The organism is Paenibacillus sp. NMA1017 (assembly GCF_058895805.1).
The window spans coordinates 19,917-44,806 of sequence record NZ_JBZXYR010000004.1 but is presented as its reverse complement, the minus strand read 5'-3'; the positions used below and the strand labels follow the sequence as shown (position 1 = coordinate 44,806).

The following is a 24,890-nucleotide window of genomic DNA, read 5'->3' as shown; positions in this document are numbered from 1 at the left end:
GAAAAGAGGGGTTTGATACCATGAATGAGAAGTCACGGTTACTAGAGGAGTTCAAAGAATGGATCCGTTTTGTTTCTGAGATTCGTGAAATGGATTGGCAAATAACGATTGCTGAAGGTAAATGGTCGGTTCAGGATATCGTAAGTCATATACTACTGTGGGATAAATATTTTTATGAATCAGCCATAAATCCGATATTAAACAATACACCTTTGACATTAACACATATGGATTTTGAACAATTTAATCAGGATGCTATTGAATATGGAAAAACAAAAACGAAAGAAGAATTAATTAAAATGACTATTCAATACCGTAACATGATATTGGAGAGTATAGAAAGTTTTGAAGACGACAAGTTTACTAAAGAATATGCTGACGGGAAGTTTACTGTAATATCATATTTAAGAGATTTTATCTGGCATGATCAACATCATATCAGACAGATTGATGAGCTTAAAAGAAGAGCTATGTGAGTATATAGGCGGGTGAATCATATGGGGGATTATTGGAACAAAAGATTTACTGAAGAAGGGATGATTTGGGGTTGTAAACCAAGTCAAACTGTAACCCAAGCTATAGATTTGTTCAAAAAGAATAATGTATATGATATTTTGGTTCCTGGTGCTGGATATGGAAGAAATACGAAGGCGTTCTCTTCTTATTTTCAGGTTGATGGAATTGAGATATCTAGTTCAGCTATAGATCTAGCAAAAGAATGGGACTTAAAAACGAATTTTATTCAAGAATCGGTATTAGAGTTTAGTACATGCCAAAGGTATGATGGAATATATTGTTATGATTTATTGCATTTATTTTTGTTGGAAGATCGAAAAAAACTGATACAGAATTGCGTGAAGCATTTGAAGGAATTGGGAGTAATGTATTTCACATGTTTTTCTGATCGCGATTTTAATAATGGTATGGGTAGGAAAGTTGAGGAAGGAACATATGAATACAAGGAAGGGAAATATGCTCACTTTTTTACTGAAGAAGATTTAATAGAACATTTTAATGATTTGAATATATTAGAAACGGGTTCCATAAGAGAAACTCTGATATATGCAGAAAAACAACAGAAAGAGTATGAATTAAGATATATATTTGTTCAAAAGATTGGATAGCTATTCAAAAAAGCAAGCAACTTCAACTACATCGTTGTATTGCTTCACTTATCTCAAGTTGATTTTTTGTGTACTTTTAAACAAAGCAAATACACTGCCGTAAGCCTAATCGCTTAGGACAGTGTATTTGTCTTTAGAACCTGTATATCCGTTGAAAACTTTTTATTCCTCCCCAGTAGCCACCGGATTCTCCTCATAACTGATCCAGTCGCTCCAGCTTCCCGGATATAAACGGACCTTACTAAATCCAGCTTCATTCAGGGCCAGTACATTGGGACAGGCGGATACGCCAGAACCGCAATACACGATAATTTCTGCGTTTGGATCAAGGTCGGCAAAGTGCTGCTGCAATTGTTCCGCATTTTTAAAGCTGCCTTTTTCGTCCAATACTTCTTTCCAAAAGTAATTCACCGCACCGGGGATATGCCCCGCAGCTTGATCTATGGGCTCTTCCAGTCCCAGGTAGCGCGGCCGCTCTCTGGAGTCGATCAGTATAGGTGAAAACCCGATATAGGAGCCAACAGGAGCAGAATCTTCGGATATATGTTGTACTTCTTTCATACTTGTGAGCATTTGTGGCTGAACATTTGCTACAAAGGTCGAGGGAATGCGAATCGGCTGGTCCGACGTAACGGGGAACTTCGCTTCTTTCCAAGCGCTATAGCCTTCTTCCAGCACATATACCTGCTCATGCCCAAGATAGCGCAGGAGCCACCAGAAGCGGGAAGCCATCATACCGCCTTGGTCATCATAAGCGACGATACGCGAAGCAGCATTGATTCCGGCACGACTTAGACGTGCAGCAAGTGTATCCACATCAGGTAATGGATGGCGACCCCCATGCTCACCAAGAGGAGCGGTAAGGTCTTCTTCCAAATCGAAGTGAACTGCCCCTGGAATATGGTCTTCATTAAATTGAGTCCGTCCCGCCCCGGCTTGTCCGAGCAGGGAACGGCAGTCGACAATGATCATGTCTGGCTCATATAATCGGGCCAACAACCAGCGTTTGGATACGATGGATTTCATAGAGAATTCCGCCTTCCTTTATTTAACAGTAAATTTAATCCATTGAGTATGGTTTATGAAAATGGGGTAAATAAGTTAAGAGCTGGCCTTCAGGGGGTGCTCAGTGTCGGGCAACTCACTTTGATGGATGACTTTCTTTTTAAAGTCTGCTCCGTATCGGATAAAAATCCATACCCCGAACAGAATGAAAAAGCCTGCACCAAATTGTAAGGCAGACAGCCTTTCCCCGAGCAGCACCCAAGCTAGCAGGGAAGAAATAACGGGTTCGCCGAGTACCGCCATCGACACCGCGGTGGCGTTAATGTATTTGAGCAGCCAGTTAAACAGGTAATGTCCGAATAGCGTAGGCACAATGGCAAGCAGCAGGAACAGTCCCCATTCCCGTGGAGCGTATCCCGTAAAAGGAATGGCATTGATCACATTATACAGCGCAAGTGATGTGGCTGCGATGGCGAAAACCCAAAAATTATACACAAACGCGCTCAAATGCTCGCGCAGATGCTTGCCCATCAGCATATGGATGGACACGGCTACCATACCCAAGAAGGACAGTGCGTCCCCGAGCAGGGCTTGTCCCGAGACATGGAAGTCTCCAGCTCCGATGGCCAGTGAGCCGATAAAAGCCATACCCATTCCGATGAGCATGGCGCGATTCGTGCCCGTCCGGAAAAACAAAAAAGAACCGAGCATGACAAGGATCGGCTCCAATGTCATAATAACGGTAGAGCTTGCAACGGTGGTCAGTCGCAGCGAGCCCATCCAGAGCAAGAAATGCAGCCCCAGCGCAATACCGGACCAGAGGATCAGCATCCACTGCTTGCGGGTCAGGCTAAACAGCTCAGTGCGGTATTTCCAGACCAAAGGCAGCATGATCAGATTGGTTAGGTACAAACGGTACATAGCGATGACGGACACCTCGGCTTCAGACCATCTTACGAAGATCGAGGAGAACGAAATAGCAATAATACCTATGATGTACAATAATTCAAAGGAAAACGACGGTTTGTGTGCTTGATTCATGTGGCAGCTCCATCCGTATGGAAGAAAGTAAATGCGTCTATATTCCTTCCATCGGTATCTCAAAAAATTAGGTTTAATACAGCCCATTATACCGTACCTGACATTCCCATGGTATTAGGATTTTGCAAAATCCTGAGAATATAATAATCGGGAGCAGGAGGTAGGATTTTAAGTAAGATGCTGCGTAGAACTTTTGCTGCACAAGCTCGTCTATCATAGTGGAGGTGGATTTTATGAAAAAACAAAACACATTTTCAATCTTACTACTGACTGTAGTGGCAGTCCTGGCTTTGTCAGCCTGTGGAACGAAACCGCAAACCAATAACACCGCACCTCAAGGGTCAGACCAACCGCAAACGCAACAGCAGCCGCAAGTTAAACCAGAGCCAATCGCTGAGCCGGAGGTTAAAAAAGGCACAGGTGTATACAATGGAGCTGCTGACCCGCATACAGTTGAAATTGAAAGCAATGGCGAAGCCCAATCCTTTCAATTGGGGGAAGGACTGGACACGGTAATAGCTGGACTTAAGGAAGGCGATACAGTAGCGTTTGAATACAACGAAAAAGCAGTAGAGGGCGACGCGACGGCGAAGCAACTGACTTTAACGAAAATACAAAAAACAGAGGCTGCAACAGATGGCAATCAAAACGGAAGTTCTGGTCAAGCAGTAGGCGGAGAACGCTCGAAGACTCAAACTTTTGAGCTAACTCTTGAAGGAAAAAAGGAAAAGCAGACAGCAACATTGGCAAAAGGAGAGGGATATTCACTGTATGTGTTTGATCCGATGTCTCTGTTTCCCGATCAAAACCGTGTTGCCTTGGCTGTAGATGATAACTATTTTGCTGAAATTACAAAGCTGCCTTCCGATTTTAATCTGGATGAACTTCAAAAAGAAGGCGAAAAGGATCTAGCTTCCATCGGCAAGGTGCAAAAGCTGGACAAAGCATCCGTCCCTCAAGCGCTGACCAGTAGCCGTCTGTTCTTGCAAGCGAGCGGTTCGAAGATCACACAACAATATATTGTTATAGAAAATAAAACAGGCGGTTTCATCGTGAAAGTGAACATTCCACAAGGTGAACCTGCTGAAGGATTCGAATCCTTCATTTATACATCGCTGGAGAGCCTGCAAGCTAATAAATAATCCTACTTTGATGTGGGATGGTCGGCGGCTTACAATCATGAATTTAAGGCAGTTATGCCGCTGGAAATTGTTATTTTTAGGGCTAGGTTAGAGCTATAAGGGTCTAATCTATAATTGCGAGACCTGCACTTTTGTGCTATAAAGGATGAGAGAATAAGATCATTCCGGCTTGCGAAGTCGTATGAAGCGATGAAGGAGTTGTTAGATTTACTATGTCCATCGAAATGAATACACAAGAAGTCATCAACGTGATTAAAAACAGCAAGAAAAAGACGCCTGTTAAAGTATATGTAAAAGGAGCTTTGGCTTCCGCATCTTTTGGCGAGAATGTTCAAGCTTTTATTTCTGGAGACAGTGGTGTTGTATTTGGTGATTGGGCTGATATCAAGCCGGTGCTGGATAGCGCAAACGCTAAAGAAGAAGATTATGTGGTGGAAAATGACCGCCGTAACTCCGCTGTTCCAATGCTGGATCTGAAAGGCATCAATGCCCGCATTGAGCCAGGCGCCTATATCCGCGACATGGTGGGCATTGGTAACAACGCAGTCATCATGATGGGTGCGGTGATTAACATCGGTGTCACCATTGGTGAAGGCACGATGATTGATATGAATGCTGTGCTGGGCGGTCGTGTTAAAGTAGGTAACATGTGTCACATCGGTGCAGGCGTTGTCCTGGCGGGTGTCATTGAACCACCATCTGCACAGCCAGTTGTAGTAGAAGACGATGTATTGATCGGTGCGAACTCGGTCGTATTGGAAGGCGTACGCATTGGTAAAGGTGCAGTTGTTGCAGCCGGAGCTGTCGTAACTGAAGATGTGCCTGAATACTCCGTAGTGGCGGGTACACCTGCACGTGTGATCAAACAGGTCGACGATAAGACCAAATCTAAAACTGAGATTTTGAAAGAACTGCGCGTTCTGTAAGAAGGCAAAGGTTTTTTATGTACCAAAGGTGAACGATTCCTTGTCAGAAGCATGATGCACTGACAGCATAACTTAGGGACGAAGCACACGGACAAGGCTCGGCGGCTGCGCCGGGCTTTTGTCCTTTTGTTCTTTTGCCCGATAAGAGCTGATGAGCTATAAAGAGGAGGCGTAGCAGCAATGAGTACGGTCGACTATCGTTCTTTTGTCCAAATACGAAGGGATTTACACCAAATTCCCGAACCGGGTTTTGAGGAATACAAAACACAACAATATTTGCTGGATTATTTGGAAACGCTCCCTCAGGAGCGGTTGGAAATTCGTACATGGCGTACGGGCGTGTTAGTGTTCATTCATGGAACGGCTCCTGAACGCCGCTATGGATATCGTTGTGATATGGACGGTTTGCCGATTCAAGAAGAGACAGGGTACGATTTCCGTTCGACCCATCCCGGCTATATGCATGCTTGTGGACACGATTTACATATGACGATTGGATTGGGAATTGTTACTCACTTTGCAAGCCATCCGATTAAGGATGACCTGGTTGTGCTGTTTCAACCGGCTGAGGAAGGGCCAGGCGGGGCATTGCCTATGCGGGACAGCACGGAGCTGGCGGACTGGGTACCGGATGAAATTGTCGCGCTGCATGTTGCACCTGAATATCCTGTCGGTACAATTGCGACTCGCCCCGGCATCCTATTTGCCAATACGTCGGAGCTTTTCATCGACCTCAAGGGTACGGGCGGGCATGCTGCTTACCCGCACAAGGCGAATGATATGGTGGTAGCTGCTTGTCAGCTAGTGGGACAATTACAGACGGTTGTAGCTCGTAATGTGAATCCACTGGATGCAGCGGTCATTACTGTGGGTAAGGTTAGCGGAGGCACGAAGCAGAATATTATTGCGGAAACCGCACGTTTGGAGGGTACGATCCGAACGTTGTCAGCCGATACGATGATGCTGGTTAAATCACGGGTTGAAGCACTGGTGCGCGGTGTGGAAGCTGGGTTTGAATGCCATGCCGAGATTCATTATGGCTCCAATTATTTGCAAGTGTACAATGAAGCTCAGGTGACCGAGGAATTTATGAACTGGGTCCGTAATCGGCAGGATGTGCAGCTTATTGAATGCGGAGAAGCGATGACTGGAGAAGACTTCGGGTATTTTCTGGAGCGAATTCCCGGTCTGATGTTCTGGCTTGGTGTGGATACGCCTTATGGTTTGCATCATGCCAAGTTGGAGCCTGCGGAGGAAGCGATCGGTGTGGCCATTCGTGTGCTGACAGACTATTTTACATGGAAGTCTCAAGGGTAAATGATACGCCCTGAATAATTATGTTTAATGAAAAGAATGAAATGGAATGAAGTCGAATTTTTGAAGGAGGGTGTTATGGGAGAGCAAACCATCATCCGCTTTGAACGGGTGACCAAGCAATTTGACAACGATCCCCCGGTGCTGGCGAATGTCAGCTTTGAAATTGAACGTGGTAAATTCTATACACTGCTGGGGCCTTCCGGCTGTGGTAAAACGACGATTCTGCGTATGATTGCGGGTTTTGCGGAGCCGACAGAAGGCTCTATTTATTTGAATGGAAAACTCATTAATCGTGTACCAGCCAATGAACGGCAGGTTAATACGGTTTTTCAAGATTATGCGCTATTTCCGCATCTGAATGTGTTTGAAAATGTAGCCTTTGGTCTGCGGATCAAAAAGATGAACAAAAAGGATATTCAGGATAAGGTGACACAGGCGTTGTCCTTTGTCAATCTGGAAGGCTACGGCGAGCGGGAAATTTCTGAGATGTCCGGGGGACAGCGTCAGCGTGTAGCTATCGCACGGGCTATCGTCAATGAGCCTGACGTTCTCTTGTTGGATGAACCGTTGTCTGCATTGGATTTAAAGCTGCGTACTGAAATGCAGTACATTTTGCGCGAAATGCAGCAGCGCCTTGGAATTACCTTTATTTTCGTTACGCATGACCAGGAGGAAGCGCTGGCCATGTCGGACGAAATTTTTGTCATGAACAAAGGCAAGATTGAGCAGAGTGGTACGCCTAATGATATTTATGATGAGCCGATTAATCGGTTTGTTGCTGATTTCATCGGTGAATCCAACATTGTCCCAGGACGTATGATTGCGGATTACCAAGTGGAATTTAACGGTCGACAGTTTGAATGTGTCGACGGGGGACTACGTCCGAACGAGCCTATTGAAATTGTGATCCGGCCGGAGGACTTGGAGATTACGAGTGTTGCTGAAGGCAAGCTACGTGTAAAAGTGGATACCCAATTGTTCCGTGGTGTTCACTATGAAATAAGCTGCTATGATGATTCGGGACAGGAGTGGCTCGTGCATTCTACCAAAAAGGCGGAGCTGGGCAGTGAAATCGGTCTGCGATTTGACCCGGAAGCGATCCATGTGATGCGGTTTGGGGAAACAGAGGAAGAATTTGATCGGCGTCTGGAAGCCTATGAAGAGGTGGATCAGCATGTCCGGTAATACAAGAGCAGCGTATCTGCTGCCTTACTATTTATGGATTGTGCTGTTCGTGGCAGCTCCGGTTGTACTTGTGTTTTACTATTCACTATTTGATGTGGATGGTCATCTCACATTCAACAACTACGCTCAGTTTCTGACACCTGTTTATTTGAGCATGACGCTTAGCTCGTTTTGGTATGCATTTCTGATCACTGTATTTTCACTGTTAGTTGCTTACCCGGCGGCATATTTGCTCACACGCACCAAGCATAAGCAGCTGTGGCTGTTGCTCATTATTTTGCCGACCTGGATTAACTTGCTACTCAAAACGTATGCTTTTATCGGGATTTTCGGTACCTATGGTCCGGTGAATGCGGTGTTAGGTATGGTTGGGTTGGGAGGTCAGCAATTATTGTTTACCAGCTCCAGCTTTGTGTTTGTGTCGGTTTATATTTTTGTGCCTTTTATGATTTTGCCCATTTATAACGCGTTGGAAGGGTTAAACCCTTCATTGCTTGACGCAGCCCGTGATTTGGGAGCCTCCAAGTGGACTGCATTTCGCAGGGTTATTTTTCCGTTAACACTTTCGGGTGTGCGATCCGGTTGCATGGCTGTGTTTATTCCAGCGTTGTCGCTGTTTATGATTACCCGTCTGATTGCAGGTAACCGTGTGATTACACTGGGAACGGCGATAGAGCAGCATTTTCTGGTTACTCAGGATTGGGGTATGGGCTCTACGGTTGCCGTGTTCCTGATTTTGGCGATGGGGATCATTATGCTGCTCACCTCGGGAACGAAACGGAGGGTGCGGCATGGTAAATAAAAACCGATTCGGGAATATTTATTTGGTGATTGTTTTTCTCGTGTTGTACGCGCCTATTTTGTATTTGATGTACTATTCCTTCAACAGTGGCGGGACGATGCATGAGTTTGAAGGTTTTACACTCCAATATTACAAAGAGGTGTTTGCAGACACTCGCTTGATCATTATTGTCATTAACACCTTGGTGATTGCTTTGCTGTCGTCTGCGTTGGCTACGATTATTGGCATTATGGGGGCACTGGCTATTCATCAGATGCAGAACCGTCGAGTCAAAAATACGCTGCTATCGCTCAATAATGTATTGATCGTGAACCCGGACGTCATTATTGGCGCTTCCTTCCTCATTTTGTTCACGATGGTCGGGATTAAGCTGGGTTTCTACTCTGTTTTATTATCCCATATTGCATTTAGTGTGCCGATTGCGGTCATTATGATTTTGCCGCGGTTGCAGGAAATGAGCCCATCTCTGGTCGATGCCGCACGTGATTTGGGTGCCAGCCGGCTGGATGTGCTGACCAAGGTAATTTTGCCCTTTATCAAGCCAGGGATTTATGCGGGCTTCTTTATGGCGCTAACGTACTCGCTGGATGATTTTGCGGTGACCTTTTTTGTGACAGGCAGTGGCTATTCGACCTTATCGGTGGAAATATACTCACGTGCCCGTCAAGGGGTTTCCTTGTCCATCAATGCGTTATCCACGCTCATTTTCCTATTTACTGTGCTGCTGGTGGTGGGTTACTACTTTATTATGCGCAAGGCGAATCGTAATGGTAAAAAAGAGCCTGCGGCAGAAATGGGGGTGCCTAGATGAAGTCACTTGTGCGCGTGTTTCTGTCGATTTTCATCATCTCGTTTGGGCTGATGGGGGTGGCGGCATGGCTGAATTCCAGTCAAGGCTACTCCGGTGGCAACACACTGACGGTGTACAACTGGGGAGACTACATTGACCCTGAGTTGTTGGAACGGTTTCAGAAGGAGACGGGGATTACTGTCATTTATCAGACCTTTGATTCCAATGAGGCGATGCTGACGAAAATCGAGCAGGGAGGAACTTCATTTGATGTAGCGGTTCCCTCGGAATATGCTTTGGCTAAAATGAAGCAGGAGCACTTGTTGCTCCCGTTGGACCATAGCAAGCTGCCGAATTTGAAGCATGTGGATTCTCATTTTCTAAACCTTTCGTTCGACCCGAATAATGAATACTCGGTGCCGTATTTTTGGGGTACAGTCGGGATAGTGTTTAACCCGGAGCTGACGAAAGGCATTGATTTTCATAGCTGGAACGGTCTGTGGAATCCAAAGTTGCGTAATAACCTACTGTTGGTTGATGGTGCGAGGGAAGTCGTAGGGATGTCACTGAACAGCCTTCACTATTCCTTGAACGATACGAATGAGGCACATTTGCAGCAGGCTTTGACGAAGTTGGAGAAATTAGCACCCAATGTCAAAGCGGTTGTCGGTGACGAGATTAAAATGCTGCTGGCAAACGAGGAAGCTGCTGCCGGGGTTGTATGGTCCGGTGATGCGTCTGAAATCATGGATGAGAACGAGAAGCTCGATTACATCGTGCCAGATGAAGGCTCCAACTTGTGGTTTGATAATATGGTTATTCCAAAAACCGCTACCCATGTGGATGCGGCCCATAAGTTCATCAATTTCATGATGCAGCCCGATGTAGCCGCTCAAAATGCCGAATTTGTAGGATACTCCACGCCAAACAAGGATGCAAAGAAATTGCTGCCTAAAGATATTTCTGGCGATGAGCGGTTCTATCCTCCATCTGAAATTACAGATAAGCTGGAAGTATACAACAATCTGGGCAAGCGCATGCTCGCTCATTACAATGAATTGTTCCTGCAATTCAAAATGCATTTAAAGTAGGGGAGTGGCGTGAGGATTAGGGGGTGGTGCTTTAAAGGTCGCTGCGGTGGCGGATGGTGCTTACCATCGCTGTTAAATTCCGATTTTTATGATTTGAAGTATAAAGGTTAAAATCGGAATTTAAAGGCGACCGCTTTGCTTGTCCAGCACCATTCCGCCCCCTCCGCTGCGACGTGCTTAAAGCTATACCCCTGAATCCCTACGCCGAGGTGAGGGAGTAGTGAGAGCAGACAGGCCCTTGAGCCACCCGTACAGGTGGCTCAAGGGCCTATTTTGTTTACTCACCACGCAAAGCGGTGAGTAATGTTTTTCCCCCTGCATCCCCACATATGTTAGCGGAATGAGGGACTTTAAGGCGGGCAGTGAGCGAAGCGGGCCATTTGAATCTGGAGAAGCGACAGCGTTCGCCTTTGCTGTGGGATTCTTACCTATAAATGTTTTATCCAATCCAAGAATCCCCCAGCAACAGCGATCGGAAGATCAAATGGACTGAGTAGCGCCTCTCCCCCTTAACTCCTCACAATTCCTCTAACAAACCTCTCTATTTTATCCAACCCTTGCTCCAGCACATCCTGTCCGTAAGCATAGGACAAGCGAATGTATCCTTCGCCATAGGAAGAAAAGGCATCTCCAGGTACGACAGCCACTCCATGCTCTTCCAGCAGCTTCAAGGTAAAATCCATCGAGCTTAATCCAAAATGGGCAATAGAAGGGAAAAGGTAAAAGGCTCCTTCGGGTTTCTCCAACGGGATACCCATGTCTGTCAGCCTTCCATGTACATAATCACGACGCTTGCGGTATTCCTCACGCATTGGAAGTGCATCATCGACACCAGCGGTCAAGGCTTCCAGGGCAGCATATTGGCTAATCGAGCTGGCACAGGTTACGTTGTACTGATGGACTTTGACCATGTGCTGTGTAATTTCAGCGGGTGCGAGCGTAAAACCAATACGCCAGCCCGTCATGGAATGTGATTTGGACAGACCGTTGATGACGATGGTACGCTCCCGCATATCTGATAAAGTTGCAATGGACACGTGGGGGGTATCATAAATCAGTTCGCTGTATATTTCATCCGAAATGATAAACAGATCGCGCTCCTTCAGTAAATCGGCGACCGCTTCCAGTTCTTCACGGCTCATCACTCGTCCGGTTGGATTCGAAGGATATCCGAGAATGACTGCTTTTGTCCGTTCGGTCAGATAAGGCTCCAGCACCTCGGCCGTGAGCTTGAAGCCGCTACTGCGGGTATCGGCAAACACAGGAATGCCGCCTGACAAACGGATCAATGGCTCGTACCCTGGGTAGATTGGCACGGGTAGAATGACTTCATCACCGGGTGACAAAATCGTGCGTAAGGTAATATCCAGCGCTTCGCTGGCTCCGTTCGTTACGATAACCTCATCCTGTCCACGGTAATTCAGGCCGTATTTACGAGCTACAAACGCCGCTGCGGCTTCTCTTAATTCCGGCAGTCCCGGGTTAGGTGTATAGGAGGTGCGTCCTTCGTTAATCGCCCGATGGGCAGCTTCCATAATATGCGCAGGGGTAGGGAAATCCGGTTGTCCAATCGTTAATGACAGGGTTCCGGGTAATGCGGCAACCTTGTTGGCGATTTTGCGGATGCCGCTGATTTGAATGTTTTTAACCTGATCGTTAAGCAAATGCTCCATAGCGTATGTGCCACCTTTTTCTGTATTAGAACAAGTTTACAATAATTTGATCTGAATATGCTACGGCAAGAAGAATTCATTTTTATATGATGGTTTTGCAAAAATCCAATAAGCGACTTCCAATGAACAATATATAGACCGAAGTGGTCTAGTGCGTCTATATATTGCACTTTGGAGCGACTGGAATCGAATTTTGCAAAATCCTTACATAATTCAGGTACTAAATTGACTAATTTATGGTATCTTAAAAGAAGAATATATTTGTAAGCGTAATCATAGTAAAAATGGGGAGGGGAGTATCTTTTGATGAAACAAGAATACATAGAAAAAATATTACCCACGAAATTAAAAAGGTTTGGGATCACATGGCTCAGTGCCATACTGGTGCTTTCAGCTGGAGGGCCGGTAGGGTTGTCCAATGGAAAAGCTTCGGCAGAGCCTGCATCTTTTGCAGGAAAAGAGGTGCAACCTTCACCTGTAACTGTAGGGGCAAGTGTATATGCAGATGTCTATCTTCCTAAAAAGCTGCGCATACACGATATACAGGGGGCAGCACACCGTTCTCCATATGAAGGACAAAAAGTAGCAGATATTCAGGGCGTTATCACGATGGTGAAGGGGAGCAGCTTCTATATCCAAGAGTTGGATGATCAAGTGGATCAGGATGAAAAAACATCTGAAGCCATTTTAGTGTACAAGCCTAGTCACGGTGTGCAGGTAGGGGATGAGGTGAGGGTTAGCGGTTTGGTTAAGGAATACACGGAAAGAACATATGCGAGCAAGCCAATCGACCTGACGACCACAGAAATTGTGGCTTCTTCGGTTAAGGTAATTGCCAATGATCGTCCATTGCCGGCTCCCGTTCTGCTAGGACAACATGGACGTGTGATGCCGACATCTGTTGTGGATCATGACGGAATGACCGTGTTTGATCCACAGGAGGATGGCTTAGACTTTTTTGAAAGCCTGGAAGGCATGCGTGTAGAGTTGAAGGATGCCACTGTGATTGGTCCTTATGGCTATGAAATTCCAGTCCGAATTGATAACGGTCCAAACACAGGTGAGATCGTAACGGAGGCAGGCGGACTCATGCTGACAGAAAGAAGTCTGAACCCGCAACGGATTCTGATTGATGCGAAGCCTTCGACACCTTTGAAAACAGGCGATCGTTTTGCGGGTCCTATCACAGGTGTGGTGAGCTATAGCTTTAGCAATTATAAGCTGCTGCCAGAGCGTCTGCCGGATGTTGTACCTGGTGGCCTCCAGCCAGCCAACACGCGTTTGCTACCGGATGATCGTAAGCTGACAGTAGCTTCTTTTAATGTGGAAAACTTCGATCCCGGTGATGGAAAACGAATAGATCAGTTGGGGCAGGCTATCGCCGTAAATTTGAATCATCCGGATATCATAGGATTGCTGGAAGTGCAGGATAATAACGGCGAGAAGGATAATGGCACCACAGACGCTTCCGAAAGCTTCCGCGTACTCATAGAGGCGATTCGTGCTCATGGAGGCCCGGAATACGCTTTTACAGATATTGCACCTGAAAATAATAAGGATGGCGGTGCCCCCGGTGGCAACATCCGTGTTGGCTTCTTGTACAATCCGCAACGTGTCGCGCTGACCGACAAGCCCAAGGGGGATTCAGTTACGTCTGTCACTTATGGGGTGCAGGGACTCTCTCTCAATCCGGGTCGGATTGATCCCCTGAATGCGGCATTTGAAGACTCGCGCAAGCCGTTGGCCGCTGAATTTGAGTTTGAAGGCCAGCAGGTGATTGTGGTCGCTAACCATTTTAATTCCAAAGGGGGCGATCAAGCTCCATTTGGAGGAATTCAGCCACCTGTGCGAATCAGCGAAATACAGCGGGCGAAGATTGCAACGATTGTGAATAGCTTTGTAAAGTCGGTACTGCAAGTAAACCCTAAGGCCAATATGGTGGTGCTCGGTGACCTGAATGATTTTCAATTTTCTGAAACGCTGGCTTTGCTACGGGGGCAGGAATTGACCAATCTGATTGACGATTTGGATGAAAAGGAACGGTACTCCTATATTTATGAAGGTAATTCGCAAACATTGGATCATATGCTGGTCAGCCCGTCACTGAGCCGATCATCCGTGTTGGATATCGTTCATATGAATGCGGATTTTAGTGCGGCGGACGGGCGGGTCAGCGATCATGATCCGTTGGTTGCGCAAATAGATTTGCCACGCAAAACGGAAGAACCACCGACAGATGGTGGGAGTGGCCGAAATGACGATGATGATGAGGATCAGCAGGATAACGAGGAAAACGCCAACATCGGAAATGGCAGTAGCGGTAACGTGAAAGGGACGGGAAATGGGCAGGATCAGACTGCCAGTAGTGAACCCAATGGAAGCAGCCTGTCTGGTACAAATGTGGTGCAAGTTAAGTCTGTAATGACCGAAGTGGAGCAAAACGGACTGAAAAAGGCAGTCGCTCAAGTAACGGCTGCTGAAATACAAAAGGCCATTCAAAATGGTGCGAAGGGTACGCTTGTGATCCGTGCAGGGGAACAAGTAGAAGCGAGGACGTACGAGGTTCATTTAAACGGTGAAGCTTTGGGAGCCGTCTTGAACGACCGTATTCGTACCCTTCGAGTAGAAACGCCACAAGGTGGGTATGAAGTAGCAACAAGTCGTTTGTCTCTTCAGAAACTGGCTGATACCTGGCAGGTGCCTGTAAAACAAATTTACTTGAATTTTTCCGTCGCTACGAACGAAGAACTGGCTAAACGCTTGGATGTTCCGACAGGGCGCAAACTGTTACAAGCTTTGGATATCGCCGCTGAGCTGAGAAACGAGGATGGACGGAAACAGCTTTTGACAGGTAACGGAGACTCTGGTAGTGGGTATGAACGTTATCTGTTACGTGTTCCTACAACGGTCGAAGTAGACCAGCTTGCTGTAGTAAAGGTATCGATCAACCAAGCCGGACAGCTGTCCTATCAACCTGTTCCTTTTCACGTTGTGAGTGAGGAAATAACCGTGTATGGACGTTCGGGAGGGACTTACGCTGTGCTTGATGGCGGGGCTTCTGGAAAAACCGGATCGTTCATGGATATATCCGGCCATTGGGCGCAGCAGGACATTACACGGCTGGCGACTCGCCTGCTTGTGACGGGGATCGATCCAACAGCCTTTATAGCTAGTGCGACTCGTGAAAGGGACTTAGCGAACCTGCATTTTGAGCCTGAAGGCCAGGTGCGACGCTCTGAACTGGCAGCGATGCTGGTTCGTGTACTTGGACTGGAGCGTACAGATCGCACGCTGACGAGCTTTGACGATGTTCAATCTGAATCGTGGTATGCGGATTCCGTACGTACCGCAGCAGCAGCCGGGCTGATCAACGGCTATGCTGACGGAAGCTTCCGTCCTGATACACCGGTATCGAGGGAGGAACTGGCTGTGATCATAGAGAGAGCCTTGCACTTCGCTGGGAACACAGAAGAACATACAGGCGAAGTGAGTGAAAGTTTATCCGTATCATTATCGGATGCGCAGGAGATTTCTACATGGGCAGCTCCGGCTGTGAAGACTTTGTCTGGACTAGGTATTATGAAGGGAGACGAGAAGGGCCGTTTTGGCCCGGCTACATCCGTGACGAGGGCAGAAGCAGCGGCTGTATTATCTCGCACGCTGGATAAGCTACATTGGGAATAGGGGATATCACTATATAAATGTCAGATTGATTGACTTTATACGATAGTTAAGTTATCTTTTGTGGAGAGGTGTTATGATAAAGTAGAATGAATGACGAATGAAGAGGTGAAATGTCGTGGGAGTAACAGCTAAACAAATTTTTGTGAATTTACCAGTTAAAAACCTGCAACAGTCCATTGATTTTTTCACTACCATCGGATTTGAATTCAGCGCTCAGTTCACTGATGAACATGCAACCTGTATGGTTGTTAGTGAGCATATTTTTGTCATGTTATTGGTTGAAGAACGTTTTAAAGCGTTCACGACAAAAGAGATTTCAGATGCCACAAAAAGTACAGAAGCGATTGTTGCCTTATCGGTAGAGAGCCGAGAAAAGGTAGACGAGATCGTCCACAAGGCTTTGGAAGCGGGCGGCAAGCCCTCGAACGAACCTCAAGATCATGGTTTTATGTATGGGTGGAGCTTTCAGGATTTAGATGGTCATCTGTGGGAGTTCTTTTATATGGCAGAGCAGTAATGGAAATGAGAATAATGAAGTAAACGAAGTATTATGGAAAGTAAGCTATCCTAAAAAGATAGTTTACTTTCTTTATTGTATGTTATCGAACTCATCGGGAGGAATCATAATGTCTAACGAAATGAGAGTCTACCCTGTTCAAGCTCTGAGCGAAGACCTGTCAGACTCACTAAGTCGGCTGTTGATCGACGTGGTTGCAGACGGTGCATCTATAGGTTTCTTACCCCCATTAGGTTATCAGGAAGCAGCAGCTTATTGGAACAATGTACTTGAGGACGGTGTAGTTCTGTGGATTGCCGAGAAGGATGGAGTACCTGTAGGGACGGTTCAGCTTCATTTGGCTCAAAAAGCTAACGCTACTCACCGTGCGGAAATTGCAAAGCTTATGGTGCATCCGTCCGGACGCAGACTGGGGATCGCACGTCAGTTAATGAAGGTAGCGGAAGAAGAAGCACTTAGTCAGGATAGAACGTTACTGGTGCTAGATACGCGGGTGGGTGATCCCTCCAATGGACTATACGAGTCGATCGGGTTCGTGGAAGCTGGTGTTATTCCGGGTTATGCTCAATCAGCCGATGGTCAGCTGCACGCCACTCGATATTATTATAAGCCGTTACATCCGTATTCTAGTCATAGCTGAGCATTTATCGAATAAGTGTGGTATATACGGGTAATCATAACTTGTCCAAGGTTACATAGCTTTTTCCGCGTTTATTCGACTGGAAAAGCACGGGAATAGGAACGTATAATGAAGAGGGGATCAGAAAAGGTCTTTTTATGTCAATTTGGCTGTACTGAATTGAAGAACGTAGCAAACACAGCGGAGGAATCAGAGAATATGAGGTTGGAGCATGATTTTTTAGGTACCAAGGAAGTGCCATCAGATGCCTATTACGGTGTGCAAACGCTGAGGGCAAAAGAAAATTTTCCAATTACAGGCCAAAGACTGCACCCTGAGTTGATTAAAGCTATGGCGATCGTGAAAAAGGGAGCAGCGACGGTAAATATGGAACTAACCCGTTTACACCGCCCCAAAGCAGAGGCCATTATTCAGGCTGCTGATGAGATTATACAAGGACAGTTGCATGACCATTTCATCGTCGATCCGATTCAGGGCGGCGCAGGCACTTCCATTAATATGAATACAAATGAAGTGATTGCGAACCGAGCGCTGGAGCTGATTGGCAAGCAACGCGGAGATTATCAGGAGATCAGTCCTAATAATCATGTTAATATGGCGCAATCGACGAACGATGCTTTTCCTACAGCCGTACACTTGGCTGTATTAAGTATGATTGATAAGCTATTAGTTACCATGAGTGAGCTTCAGGAAGCATTTTCCCGCAAGGCAAATGAATTTGATAGTGTGATTAAAATGGGCCGAACCCACTTGCAGGATGCAGTGCCGATCCGATTAGGGCAGGAGTTTCAGGCTTATGCGCGTGTGCTGGGTCGTGATATCGGACGCGTCCGTGCGACCAAGCAGCACCTGCTAACGATTAATATGGGCGCAACTGCGGTGGGTACTGGCCTGAACGCAGACCGTCGTTATATTCAGCGTGTCGCAGAGGTACTGGCAGACGTCAGTGGCTTCCCTGTGGAAGCTGACGAAAATCTCGTAGATGCTACACAAAATACGGATGCTTATACTGAAGTGTCTGCCGCCTTGAAAATTTGTATGATGAATATGTCTAAGGTGGCAAATGACATCCGTTTGATGGCTTCCGGACCACGTGCGGGTCTGGGGGAACTGAGTCTGCCTGCCCGCCAGCCAGGGTCATCCATTATGCCGGGCAAGGTAAATCCGGTGATGTGTGAGGTCATTAACCAAATTGCTTTTCAGGTCATTGGTAATGATCATACGATCTGTTTGGCTTCAGAGGCGGGTCAGCTCGAGCTGAATGTAATGGAGCCTGTACTGGTCTACAATCTGCTGCAATCGCTGGAAATTATGAAGCAGGGCTTTCACGTCTTCCGCATTCATTGTGTGGAAGGAATTGAAGCGAATGTGGAGCGGTGTCGTGAATATGTGGAGAACAGTGTAGGCATTATTACAGCGCTTAATCCGCACCTTGGATATGAGGTGGTATCACGTATTGCTCGCGAAGCCATTACGACTGGGAAATCGGTGCGTGAGTTGTGCCTGCTGTACAATGTACTGACCGAGGAGGAACTGGACATTATATTGGACCCGTACCAAATGACTCAGCCTGGTATTGCCGGAGAATCTTTGCTGAATCGCGAATAATGATGCGGAGTATGGAGTTTAGACAGCTTTGAGGCAAGACGAAGATAGCCCCGTCGAATCTGGCGGGGCTATTGTTATGTGATAACACAGATGTAATACGGGAGCGAGCGTGCATAGGGGAGTTCCCTGTTAAGGATGATACGGCTACGCTTATGGTAGAAAAGGGAGAGTTGGATGTTGCTGGAAAAATTATTGGCATACAAGGAATTAGGAATAGGACTCATTGTACTTTTAGTGTTGTTTGCGCTCATCATCAGAGGACTGATACGTGGTCGCAGAAATCGGATTTTACGCGATCTGGACCCGCGCAAAATTGGAATTCAGGATATAGATCGTATGGAGGATGGCTCGGAATTTGAGCTTTATTTGCAGCGGTTATTATCCGCGCTTGGCTATAAGGAGATCTATAAAACAACCAGTAGCCGGGATTTTGGAGCGGATCTGGTTTTTACAGACCGTGAAGGCGTCAGAGTTGTCATACAGGCCAAACGTTATGGGGTACAACATCCGGTAGGCTTGGGAGCAGTGCAGGAGATCTATACCTCTATGCGTTATTATGCAGCTGACAGGTCCCTCGTCATTACCTCCGGCCGTTATACGGAATCCTGTAAAACACTTGCTGCTGTCAACGGGGTTAAATTATTAGACCGCAACGACTTGATCGACATGATTGATTTATTCAAGGCTAGGCAGCGCGAGGAGGTTATGGACCTCATAGAAAGTAAAGTAGACGTGATTGCTTCCAAATGGAGTGGAAGATAATCATAAAGGGACTGAACGACTGGCGACGAGATCGAAGCCCAGGAATCAGTCCCTTTTTTAATTTTCTCATAACAAAATAGTGGAAATGAATTTACAGAAATCCTTATGAAAGAATATGCGTTTTTAACCGATATAAAGATGTTGGGGATTTCCAAATTATGTTGAGGTGATATGTTATGAAGAAGCGAGCAGTACTATTAAATGTTAGGTGGATTCCCATTGTCACAATCCTTGCATTATTGCTAAGTGCATGTGGGCAATCGGCAGCACAAACCAAGGCTCAGCCCATTAAGGTGGGAATCGTACTGTCAGATATTGGTTTGGGTGATCAGTCTTACAGCGACGCGGCTTTTCGAGGTTTGGTCAAGGCACGGGATGAGGGGAAGATTGTTTTTGAATACCGGGAAATAACGGAGACGAAGACGTATGATGCGGCTTTTGAGCAGCTTGTTCAAGAAAAGGCTGATTTAATCGTTGGATTAGGTTACATGGTGAAGGACAGTCTGGAATCCATTGCCAAAAAATATCCAGACCATAAATTTTTAATCGTGGATGAGAAATCAAATTTACCGAATGTGGCTTCTATTACCTTTAAAGAAGAAGAAGGCAGTTTTATGGCCGGAGTCATTGCAGGGTTGACGAGTCGTACCGAACAGGTGGGTTTTCTCGGAGGTGTGGAATCTCCTTTGTTGAAAAAGTTTGAAATTGGATATAGCGCAGGGGTTCACTCAGTCAAGCCTGATGCCAAAGTCACCGCTACGTATGCAGGCGATTTTGGAAAGCCAGAGCTGGGGACGCAAATTGCAGATGACATGATCAATAACGATCAGATTGACGTTATCTATGCAGCCGCAGGCCTTACGGGTGTGGGTGCGCTACAAGAAGCACAGAAGCAGCAAAAATTCGCCATCGGGGTCGATAGCGACCAGTTTTTTATTGCGGAAAAAGCGGTAGTGACCTCGATGTTTAAAAATGTAGACATTGCCATTTATACAGCAGTCAAAGGCTTTGCAGATCATCAAAGAAAATTTATGGAGAAGGATATGGTGTTTGGTCTTGCGGAAGATGGTGTAGGTTTGGCGCCTATTCGTGTCGTGACACTGAGTCCGGATCAGCAAAAGTTGTTGGATGATTTAAAGGAAAAAATCAAATCCGGCACACTGACTGTTCCCACCCAATAAATTTTCGCAAACGGAGGATGAAAGCTGATGAAACTGCAAGGTAAACTGGTGCTGAACGCGATGATTTCCTTGATCGCTTGCCTGGCTTTAGTGGCTTATATCATTTTTGAATTAATTCGTATTAACTCGCAAAGTAGCAATCTGGTTCCGGCTATGTTGAATGTACAGCAGCTCAATGCCTATTTGATTCAGTCAGGGCAGGCACTGCAAAATTATTCAGCTTCCATGACGGAGAGCAACAAAGCCGATGTGCAAAATCAACTGACTCAGTCTGAAAAGACGATTACTTTGCTTTCACAGGGCATGATGCAGACCGAAGAACAGCAAAAACGACTGAATACGATTAAAACAAAATTCAGCCAATTGAAAGTAGCAACGGAGAAAGCAATGAGTACCCAAAACAGCCCAGAGTCCAAGCGAGAGGCCATGCGTGCCCAAGGGATTCAGAACGATGTATTTATGCTGGATCTACTGACCAAGGCGCGTTATGACCAATACACAGAAGATTTGACCAAGAGCATTCGTTTTACTTGGCAATTGGCCTTGGCAGGTGCAGTTATACTTCTGGTGGCGGTTGGGCTATATAATACATATACCTCCAGGCAGCTTGCTCTTAGAACACGCAAGTTAACGGATGCCGCGAAGCAAATTGCCGAGGGGAATTTGACGGTACAGCTTGCCCAAACCAAGGGACGCGATGAGCTGGACGAGCTCAATGAATCGTTCCGAGTCATGATCGGGAACTTGCGCAACATTGTGCTCTCCATTGATCAGGCGGGTAATCGTGTCGATCTGATGGCTCGGGATATTGATCAGCATAATGAGGCCATGAAGGAAATTGTGACACAAGTCAGCACGTCAACAGAGGAACTGGCGATAGGCAGTCAGAAAATTGCTGAGGATCTGTCGTCGACAGTTGGTGTTGTGGACGAGATGCAGCAAAAGTTTGAATCTAATCTGCTGGAGACCACTCAATCGACTGCGTATAGTGAGGATGCTTTGCGTGTCATTGAGCAGGGTACGCGGGTCATGAGCGATCAACTGCGTATTGTTGCAGAAAATCGTTCAGCCATGTCCGAAGTGGAGCAGACGGTCAAGGAGCTGGAGGCTAATGCAGCCGAGATTACAACCATGACTGGATACGTCTCCGAAATTGCCAGCCAAACATCGCTGTTGTCCTTGAATGCTTCTATTGAAGCTGCACGTGCAGGTGAAGCAGGAAAAGGTTTTGCTGTTGTTGCCAATGAAGTGAAAAAGCTGGCGAATCAATCAGAGTCTGCGGTAAAGAAAATTTATACCGCAGTTGACGGCATCACGCAGGCTATGGATAAGGTGAAGACTTCTGTGACGCAAAGTCAGGAGCTGTTCCGAGAGCAGGAGAAGGCAACCTCCTCGACCGGAGCATCGTTTACAGAGATTAGTGGTAAAGTGCAGCAAATTGCGAGCCAAGTCAGCAAGTTATCAACGGACATGAATGTATCGCGTGAACTGAGCGTACAGGTGCAGCAAGCTATCGAAAATATCAGCGCAATCACTCAGCAATCCGCCGCAGGCAGTGAAGAGATTACGGCTTCCACGGTAGAGCAGAAGCGTTCCTTTGAGGAATCGGCTGAGAAGGTAAAAGAGCTTCGTCAGATTCGCGAGGAAATGCAGCGGGAGCTGGATCGTTTTCAGGTGGAAAAGACAAGCTAAAACCTGTGGAGCGAGTATCTGTTTTTGCTGAATAATGAATATAAGCAGTACCAAAGAAGAAGTTCTAACTTGTACAGTACAGGGAGGCTTCTTCTTTTTTTATTTTAATGATGTGACTTATATTAAGTTTGATATACATAGGCAGGGAATTCCGACTCTTACGTCAAATAGATTTAGGGAGAATATGTCACCACGTATATTGACAAGAGGAAGATGGACAACGAAGTCCGGAAGGATGAAGTTACGGGAATGTTGCGACTTAAGCTTCGATTGATACTGAAAAATAAACAGACAAGACTGATTCTACTGCTCACTCTGTGCGTGTCGCTTGTGATTAGCGTGATCGGCTTACTATCGTATTCAGGATACCGTGAAGGTTTGGATACCGAGCTGAACACACCCAATATAGAATTATTGCAAATCAATCTGGATGTGACCAATCGGGCTTTTCGTGAGTCTGATAACAAGGCGCTGGACGCAGCATATCATCCGGACGTAGAGGCTTTTGTGCGTGTCCAAAGAGATGGGAAATCGCTGCCAGACAACGCCTCCGTCATAGATCGGCTACAGAAATACTTGAAAACCCTTTCTTCACACGAAGAAATTTATTCGGTTGAAGTTATTTCTTTGGACAATCATGCTCTGGTATCCAGCAATTATGGTTACATGGCTGATTGGAAGCAGGCACCGGATACTACATGGGTTCCCTGGATTCAGGACATTCAAAAAAAGCCGTTGTTAATTAAGCGGAGATGGTACGGCACCGATCGTGAGCAGGGGACGGTAGAGCTGCTCTCGCTGGCCAGGCCTATAGTAGAGAATGGTCAGGTCATGGGTGCGGTGCTAATCAATCTGGATTACGACCGTTTTTTCTCCAAACTGTATATTCATTTATCCAACTCGCAATACGTGTACGATCTGGAGGGCGAGTTGATCTATCCCAAGCTGAGATCGTCCTTACCCTTAAATGATATGGGCAGGGTTTTGAAAGAGCTGGATGTGAGTCCCTATGCTTATGTGGAGATAGGGGACATGGAATATATGGCGAATCAAACCTTTTCTGATGTAACGGGCTGGCGTCTAGTATCGCTCGTTCCGATGGACAAGCTGCTGAAAAATGTAAAGCTGGCGCGCAATATGATGCTATGGCTGGCCTTTATCTCCATACTGGCTGGGTGCTCAGCAGTTTACTATTATAATTATGCAGCTTTTCGCCCTATGAAAAAAATTAATAGCCTGTTGAATTCGGGCAATAAGGGAACGCGCCAAGGAGGATTGTATGACCTAGAACCTGTGATTAGTAAACTGGTTGGAGAGTTTCATCGCAAATCATTGGTGGTAGAGCGAAGTCTGCCGGAGCTGCGTTCCAAATATATGGAAGATGTCATCCAGCGTAGAATGGGCATACAGGAAATGCGTATGAAATGGGAACAGTATTTTTCCGATTGGGACGGTAATTCTTTGTTTGTCATGATCGTGTCCATCGACCGGTATTCTACGTGGGCTGCAAGCTTTCCAGAAGAGGATAAAATGCTGCTCAAGTATGCGCTGAACAACATTTTGCTAGAGTTGCTCGAACCTCACTGGAAAGCAGTATGCTCGCCGGAGGAGGAAAGTGGTTTTATTGTGCTGTTACAGTTCAGTGAGAATTCGAATGAAGTTGGTACAGTGTCTGACCTCCAAGAGAGCATTTTGCTTCAGAAAAGTGTGGATAGGCTGATTCAGGTTGTCGGTGAGTATCTTCCTTTGACTATTTCTATAGGGATTGGTCATATGGTCACGGATATTCAAGAGGCACGGACGTCTTTTATAAAAGGAAAAGAGGCCCTTAATTTGCGTTTGTATGAGGGGTATGGACGTTCATATACGAATATAGACAGCAGCATAAGTGTGAAAAAGGATAACATAGTGGATGAACAGTCAAAGGAGCAGATTCAGGATTCAACATTGCTGAACAATCGGCGTGTGGAAATAATTCGTGCCCTGGAGGCACAGGAACCTGGTGCAAGTGTAAAGCTAATCAGCCACTGGGTAGAAGAACTTCGATTCCACAGAACATCTCCAGCCCAGGTCTACTTGTTTGTTCATGAATTGCTGGAAGATTTGCTAAAATGGTGTGCCACTCAGAGTGTGACGCCGCCGGATCAGCTTGCTGATTACCACTGGAATCAGATTCTGACGCTAGACCTTCAAGACATTGAGGCATTGCTGGTCATGATGTTGACTGATATTGAAGAAAAATGGAACGGACGCATCCAGTCCAAAGATTTTGTACGTGTACAAGAGATGATCGAATATATGGAACATCATTTGCATTTGAACATCGGGCTTCAGGAAATTGCGGATCATGTTCACATGAGCGTGTCCTCGGTGAGCAGCATGTTCAAGGAAGAAACAGGGACCACCGTTTATGATTATTTGACTGGATTACGCGTAAAAAAGGCATGCACATTACTATGTGAAACCCATTTGAAAATCGGTGAAATTGCAGAACAGGTCGGATACCGAAATGAGAACAGCTTTATTCGGGTATTCCGCAAGCACAAACAAGTGACCCCAGGGAGATTCAGACAAATCAGCAAATCTTCCAATGAATATGCAGATCGGTCAAAAGGTCGATACTTTGGCGAAATAGAAGATAAATACGAAGATTAAGCGATAGCTGTAGCCCTCCACGTTGCGGTACATTGACTTCATGTAAACGCAAACA

The 24,890-nt window shown here is 46.1% G+C and carries 20 protein-coding genes; 17 read left to right on the top strand and 3 right to left on the bottom strand.

Features of this window, described 5'->3' with window-relative positions; genetic code table 11:
- Window positions 1–20 precede the first annotated feature (20 nt).
- Both AC5ELV_RS12400 and AC5ELV_RS12395 read left to right on the top strand, forming a co-directional pair.
- Entirely contained in the window at window positions 21–476 is a 456-nt protein-coding gene (locus tag AC5ELV_RS12400) for a DinB family protein (protein WP_493430446.1), read from the top strand.
- A gap of 21 nt (window positions 477–497) precedes the next feature.
- Window positions 498–1,124 (top strand): class I SAM-dependent methyltransferase, encoded by a 627-nt coding sequence (locus AC5ELV_RS12395; RefSeq protein ID WP_493430445.1) that lies wholly within the window; start codon window positions 498–500, stop codon window positions 1,122–1,124.
- Window positions 1,125–1,286: 162 nt separating this feature from the next.
- On the opposite strand, the gene AC5ELV_RS12390 is transcribed toward AC5ELV_RS12395, so the two are convergent.
- Together AC5ELV_RS12390 and AC5ELV_RS12385 are read right to left on the bottom strand one after the other, a co-directional pair.
- Window positions 1,287–2,150: a sulfurtransferase gene (locus AC5ELV_RS12390; protein WP_493430444.1), complete on the bottom strand. Its 864-nt coding sequence runs from the start codon at window positions 2,148–2,150 to the stop codon at window positions 1,287–1,289.
- A 75-nt stretch (window positions 2,151–2,225) separates the two neighbouring features.
- The gene (locus AC5ELV_RS12385) at window positions 2,226–3,170 is read right to left on the bottom strand and encodes a DMT family transporter (protein ID WP_493430443.1); all 945 of its coding nucleotides are present in this window, start codon (window positions 3,168–3,170) and stop codon (window positions 2,226–2,228) included.
- A gap of 233 nt (window positions 3,171–3,403) precedes the next feature.
- Between AC5ELV_RS12385 and AC5ELV_RS12380 the strand changes: the two genes are divergently transcribed.
- The 7 genes from AC5ELV_RS12380 (at window position 3,404) to AC5ELV_RS12350 (ending at window position 10,423) form a co-directional block, all read left to right on the top strand.
- Entirely contained in the window at window positions 3,404–4,312 is a 909-nt protein-coding gene (locus AC5ELV_RS12380; protein WP_493430442.1) for a DUF8580 domain-containing lipoprotein, read from the top strand.
- A 212-nt stretch (window positions 4,313–4,524) separates the two neighbouring features.
- Window positions 4,525–5,238: a 2,3,4,5-tetrahydropyridine-2,6-dicarboxylate N-acetyltransferase gene (gene dapD, locus AC5ELV_RS12375; RefSeq protein ID WP_013311259.1), complete on the top strand. Its 714-nt coding sequence runs from the start codon at window positions 4,525–4,527 to the stop codon at window positions 5,236–5,238.
- Between the two features lie 180 nt (window positions 5,239–5,418).
- Entirely contained in the window at window positions 5,419–6,555 is a 1,137-nt protein-coding gene (locus tag AC5ELV_RS12370; RefSeq protein WP_493430441.1) for an N-acetyldiaminopimelate deacetylase, read from the top strand.
- Between the two features lie 75 nt (window positions 6,556–6,630).
- Window positions 6,631–7,740 carry an ABC transporter ATP-binding protein gene (locus AC5ELV_RS12365; RefSeq protein WP_493430440.1) on the top strand — a complete coding sequence of 370 codons (1,110 nt, stop codon included), beginning with the start codon at window positions 6,631–6,633 and terminating at the stop codon, window positions 7,738–7,740.
- Window positions 7,730–8,542 (top strand): ABC transporter permease, encoded by an 813-nt coding sequence (locus tag AC5ELV_RS12360; RefSeq protein WP_493430439.1) that lies wholly within the window; start codon window positions 7,730–7,732, stop codon window positions 8,540–8,542. The genes AC5ELV_RS12365 and AC5ELV_RS12360 overlap by 11 nt, the downstream gene beginning before the upstream one ends.
- Window positions 8,532–9,353, top strand: coding sequence for an ABC transporter permease (locus AC5ELV_RS12355; protein WP_013372269.1), 822 nt, complete (start codon window positions 8,532–8,534; stop codon window positions 9,351–9,353). The genes AC5ELV_RS12360 and AC5ELV_RS12355 overlap by 11 nt, the downstream gene beginning before the upstream one ends.
- Window positions 9,350–10,423, top strand: a complete 1,074-nt coding sequence (locus AC5ELV_RS12350; RefSeq protein ID WP_493430438.1) for an ABC transporter substrate-binding protein — start codon at window positions 9,350–9,352, stop codon at window positions 10,421–10,423. Before AC5ELV_RS12355 ends, AC5ELV_RS12350 begins: the two co-directional genes overlap by 4 nt.
- Window positions 10,424–10,932: 509 nt before the next feature.
- Here AC5ELV_RS12350 and AC5ELV_RS12345 read toward each other — a convergent pair.
- Entirely contained in the window at window positions 10,933–12,096 is a 1,164-nt protein-coding gene (locus AC5ELV_RS12345; protein WP_493430437.1) for an aminotransferase A, read from the bottom strand.
- A 306-nt stretch (window positions 12,097–12,402) separates the two neighbouring features.
- Here AC5ELV_RS12345 and AC5ELV_RS12340 point away from each other — a divergent pair, with 306 nt between their 5' ends.
- From AC5ELV_RS12340 to AC5ELV_RS12305, 8 genes are all read left to right on the top strand, one after another.
- Window positions 12,403–15,780, top strand: a complete 3,378-nt coding sequence (locus tag AC5ELV_RS12340; RefSeq protein WP_493430436.1) for a DUF8508 domain-containing protein — start codon at window positions 12,403–12,405, stop codon at window positions 15,778–15,780.
- Between the two features lie 115 nt (window positions 15,781–15,895).
- A complete protein-coding gene (locus tag AC5ELV_RS12335; RefSeq protein ID WP_023989581.1) occupies window positions 15,896–16,297 on the top strand; it encodes a VOC family protein in 402 nt (133 codons plus the stop codon).
- Window positions 16,298–16,406: 109 nt separating this feature from the next.
- Window positions 16,407–16,937 carry a GNAT family N-acetyltransferase gene (locus AC5ELV_RS12330; protein ID WP_493430435.1) on the top strand — a complete coding sequence of 177 codons (531 nt, stop codon included), beginning with the start codon at window positions 16,407–16,409 and terminating at the stop codon, window positions 16,935–16,937.
- Between the two features lie 198 nt (window positions 16,938–17,135).
- The gene (gene aspA, locus AC5ELV_RS12325) at window positions 17,136–18,545 is read left to right on the top strand and encodes an aspartate ammonia-lyase (RefSeq protein ID WP_493430434.1); all 1,410 of its coding nucleotides are present in this window, start codon (window positions 17,136–17,138) and stop codon (window positions 18,543–18,545) included.
- A gap of 174 nt (window positions 18,546–18,719) precedes the next feature.
- Window positions 18,720–19,307: a restriction endonuclease gene (locus AC5ELV_RS12320; RefSeq protein WP_493430433.1), complete on the top strand. Its 588-nt coding sequence runs from the start codon at window positions 18,720–18,722 to the stop codon at window positions 19,305–19,307.
- A 176-nt stretch (window positions 19,308–19,483) separates the two neighbouring features.
- The gene (locus AC5ELV_RS12315; RefSeq protein WP_493430432.1) at window positions 19,484–20,488 is read left to right on the top strand and encodes a BMP family lipoprotein; all 1,005 of its coding nucleotides are present in this window, start codon (window positions 19,484–19,486) and stop codon (window positions 20,486–20,488) included.
- Window positions 20,489–20,515: 27 nt separating this feature from the next.
- Window positions 20,516–22,180: a methyl-accepting chemotaxis protein gene (locus AC5ELV_RS12310; RefSeq protein ID WP_493430431.1), complete on the top strand. Its 1,665-nt coding sequence runs from the start codon at window positions 20,516–20,518 to the stop codon at window positions 22,178–22,180.
- Window positions 22,181–22,393: 213 nt separating this feature from the next.
- The gene (locus AC5ELV_RS12305; protein ID WP_493430430.1) at window positions 22,394–24,835 is read left to right on the top strand and encodes an AraC family transcriptional regulator; all 2,442 of its coding nucleotides are present in this window, start codon (window positions 22,394–22,396) and stop codon (window positions 24,833–24,835) included.
- The last annotated feature ends 55 nt before the right edge of the window (window positions 24,836–24,890 follow it).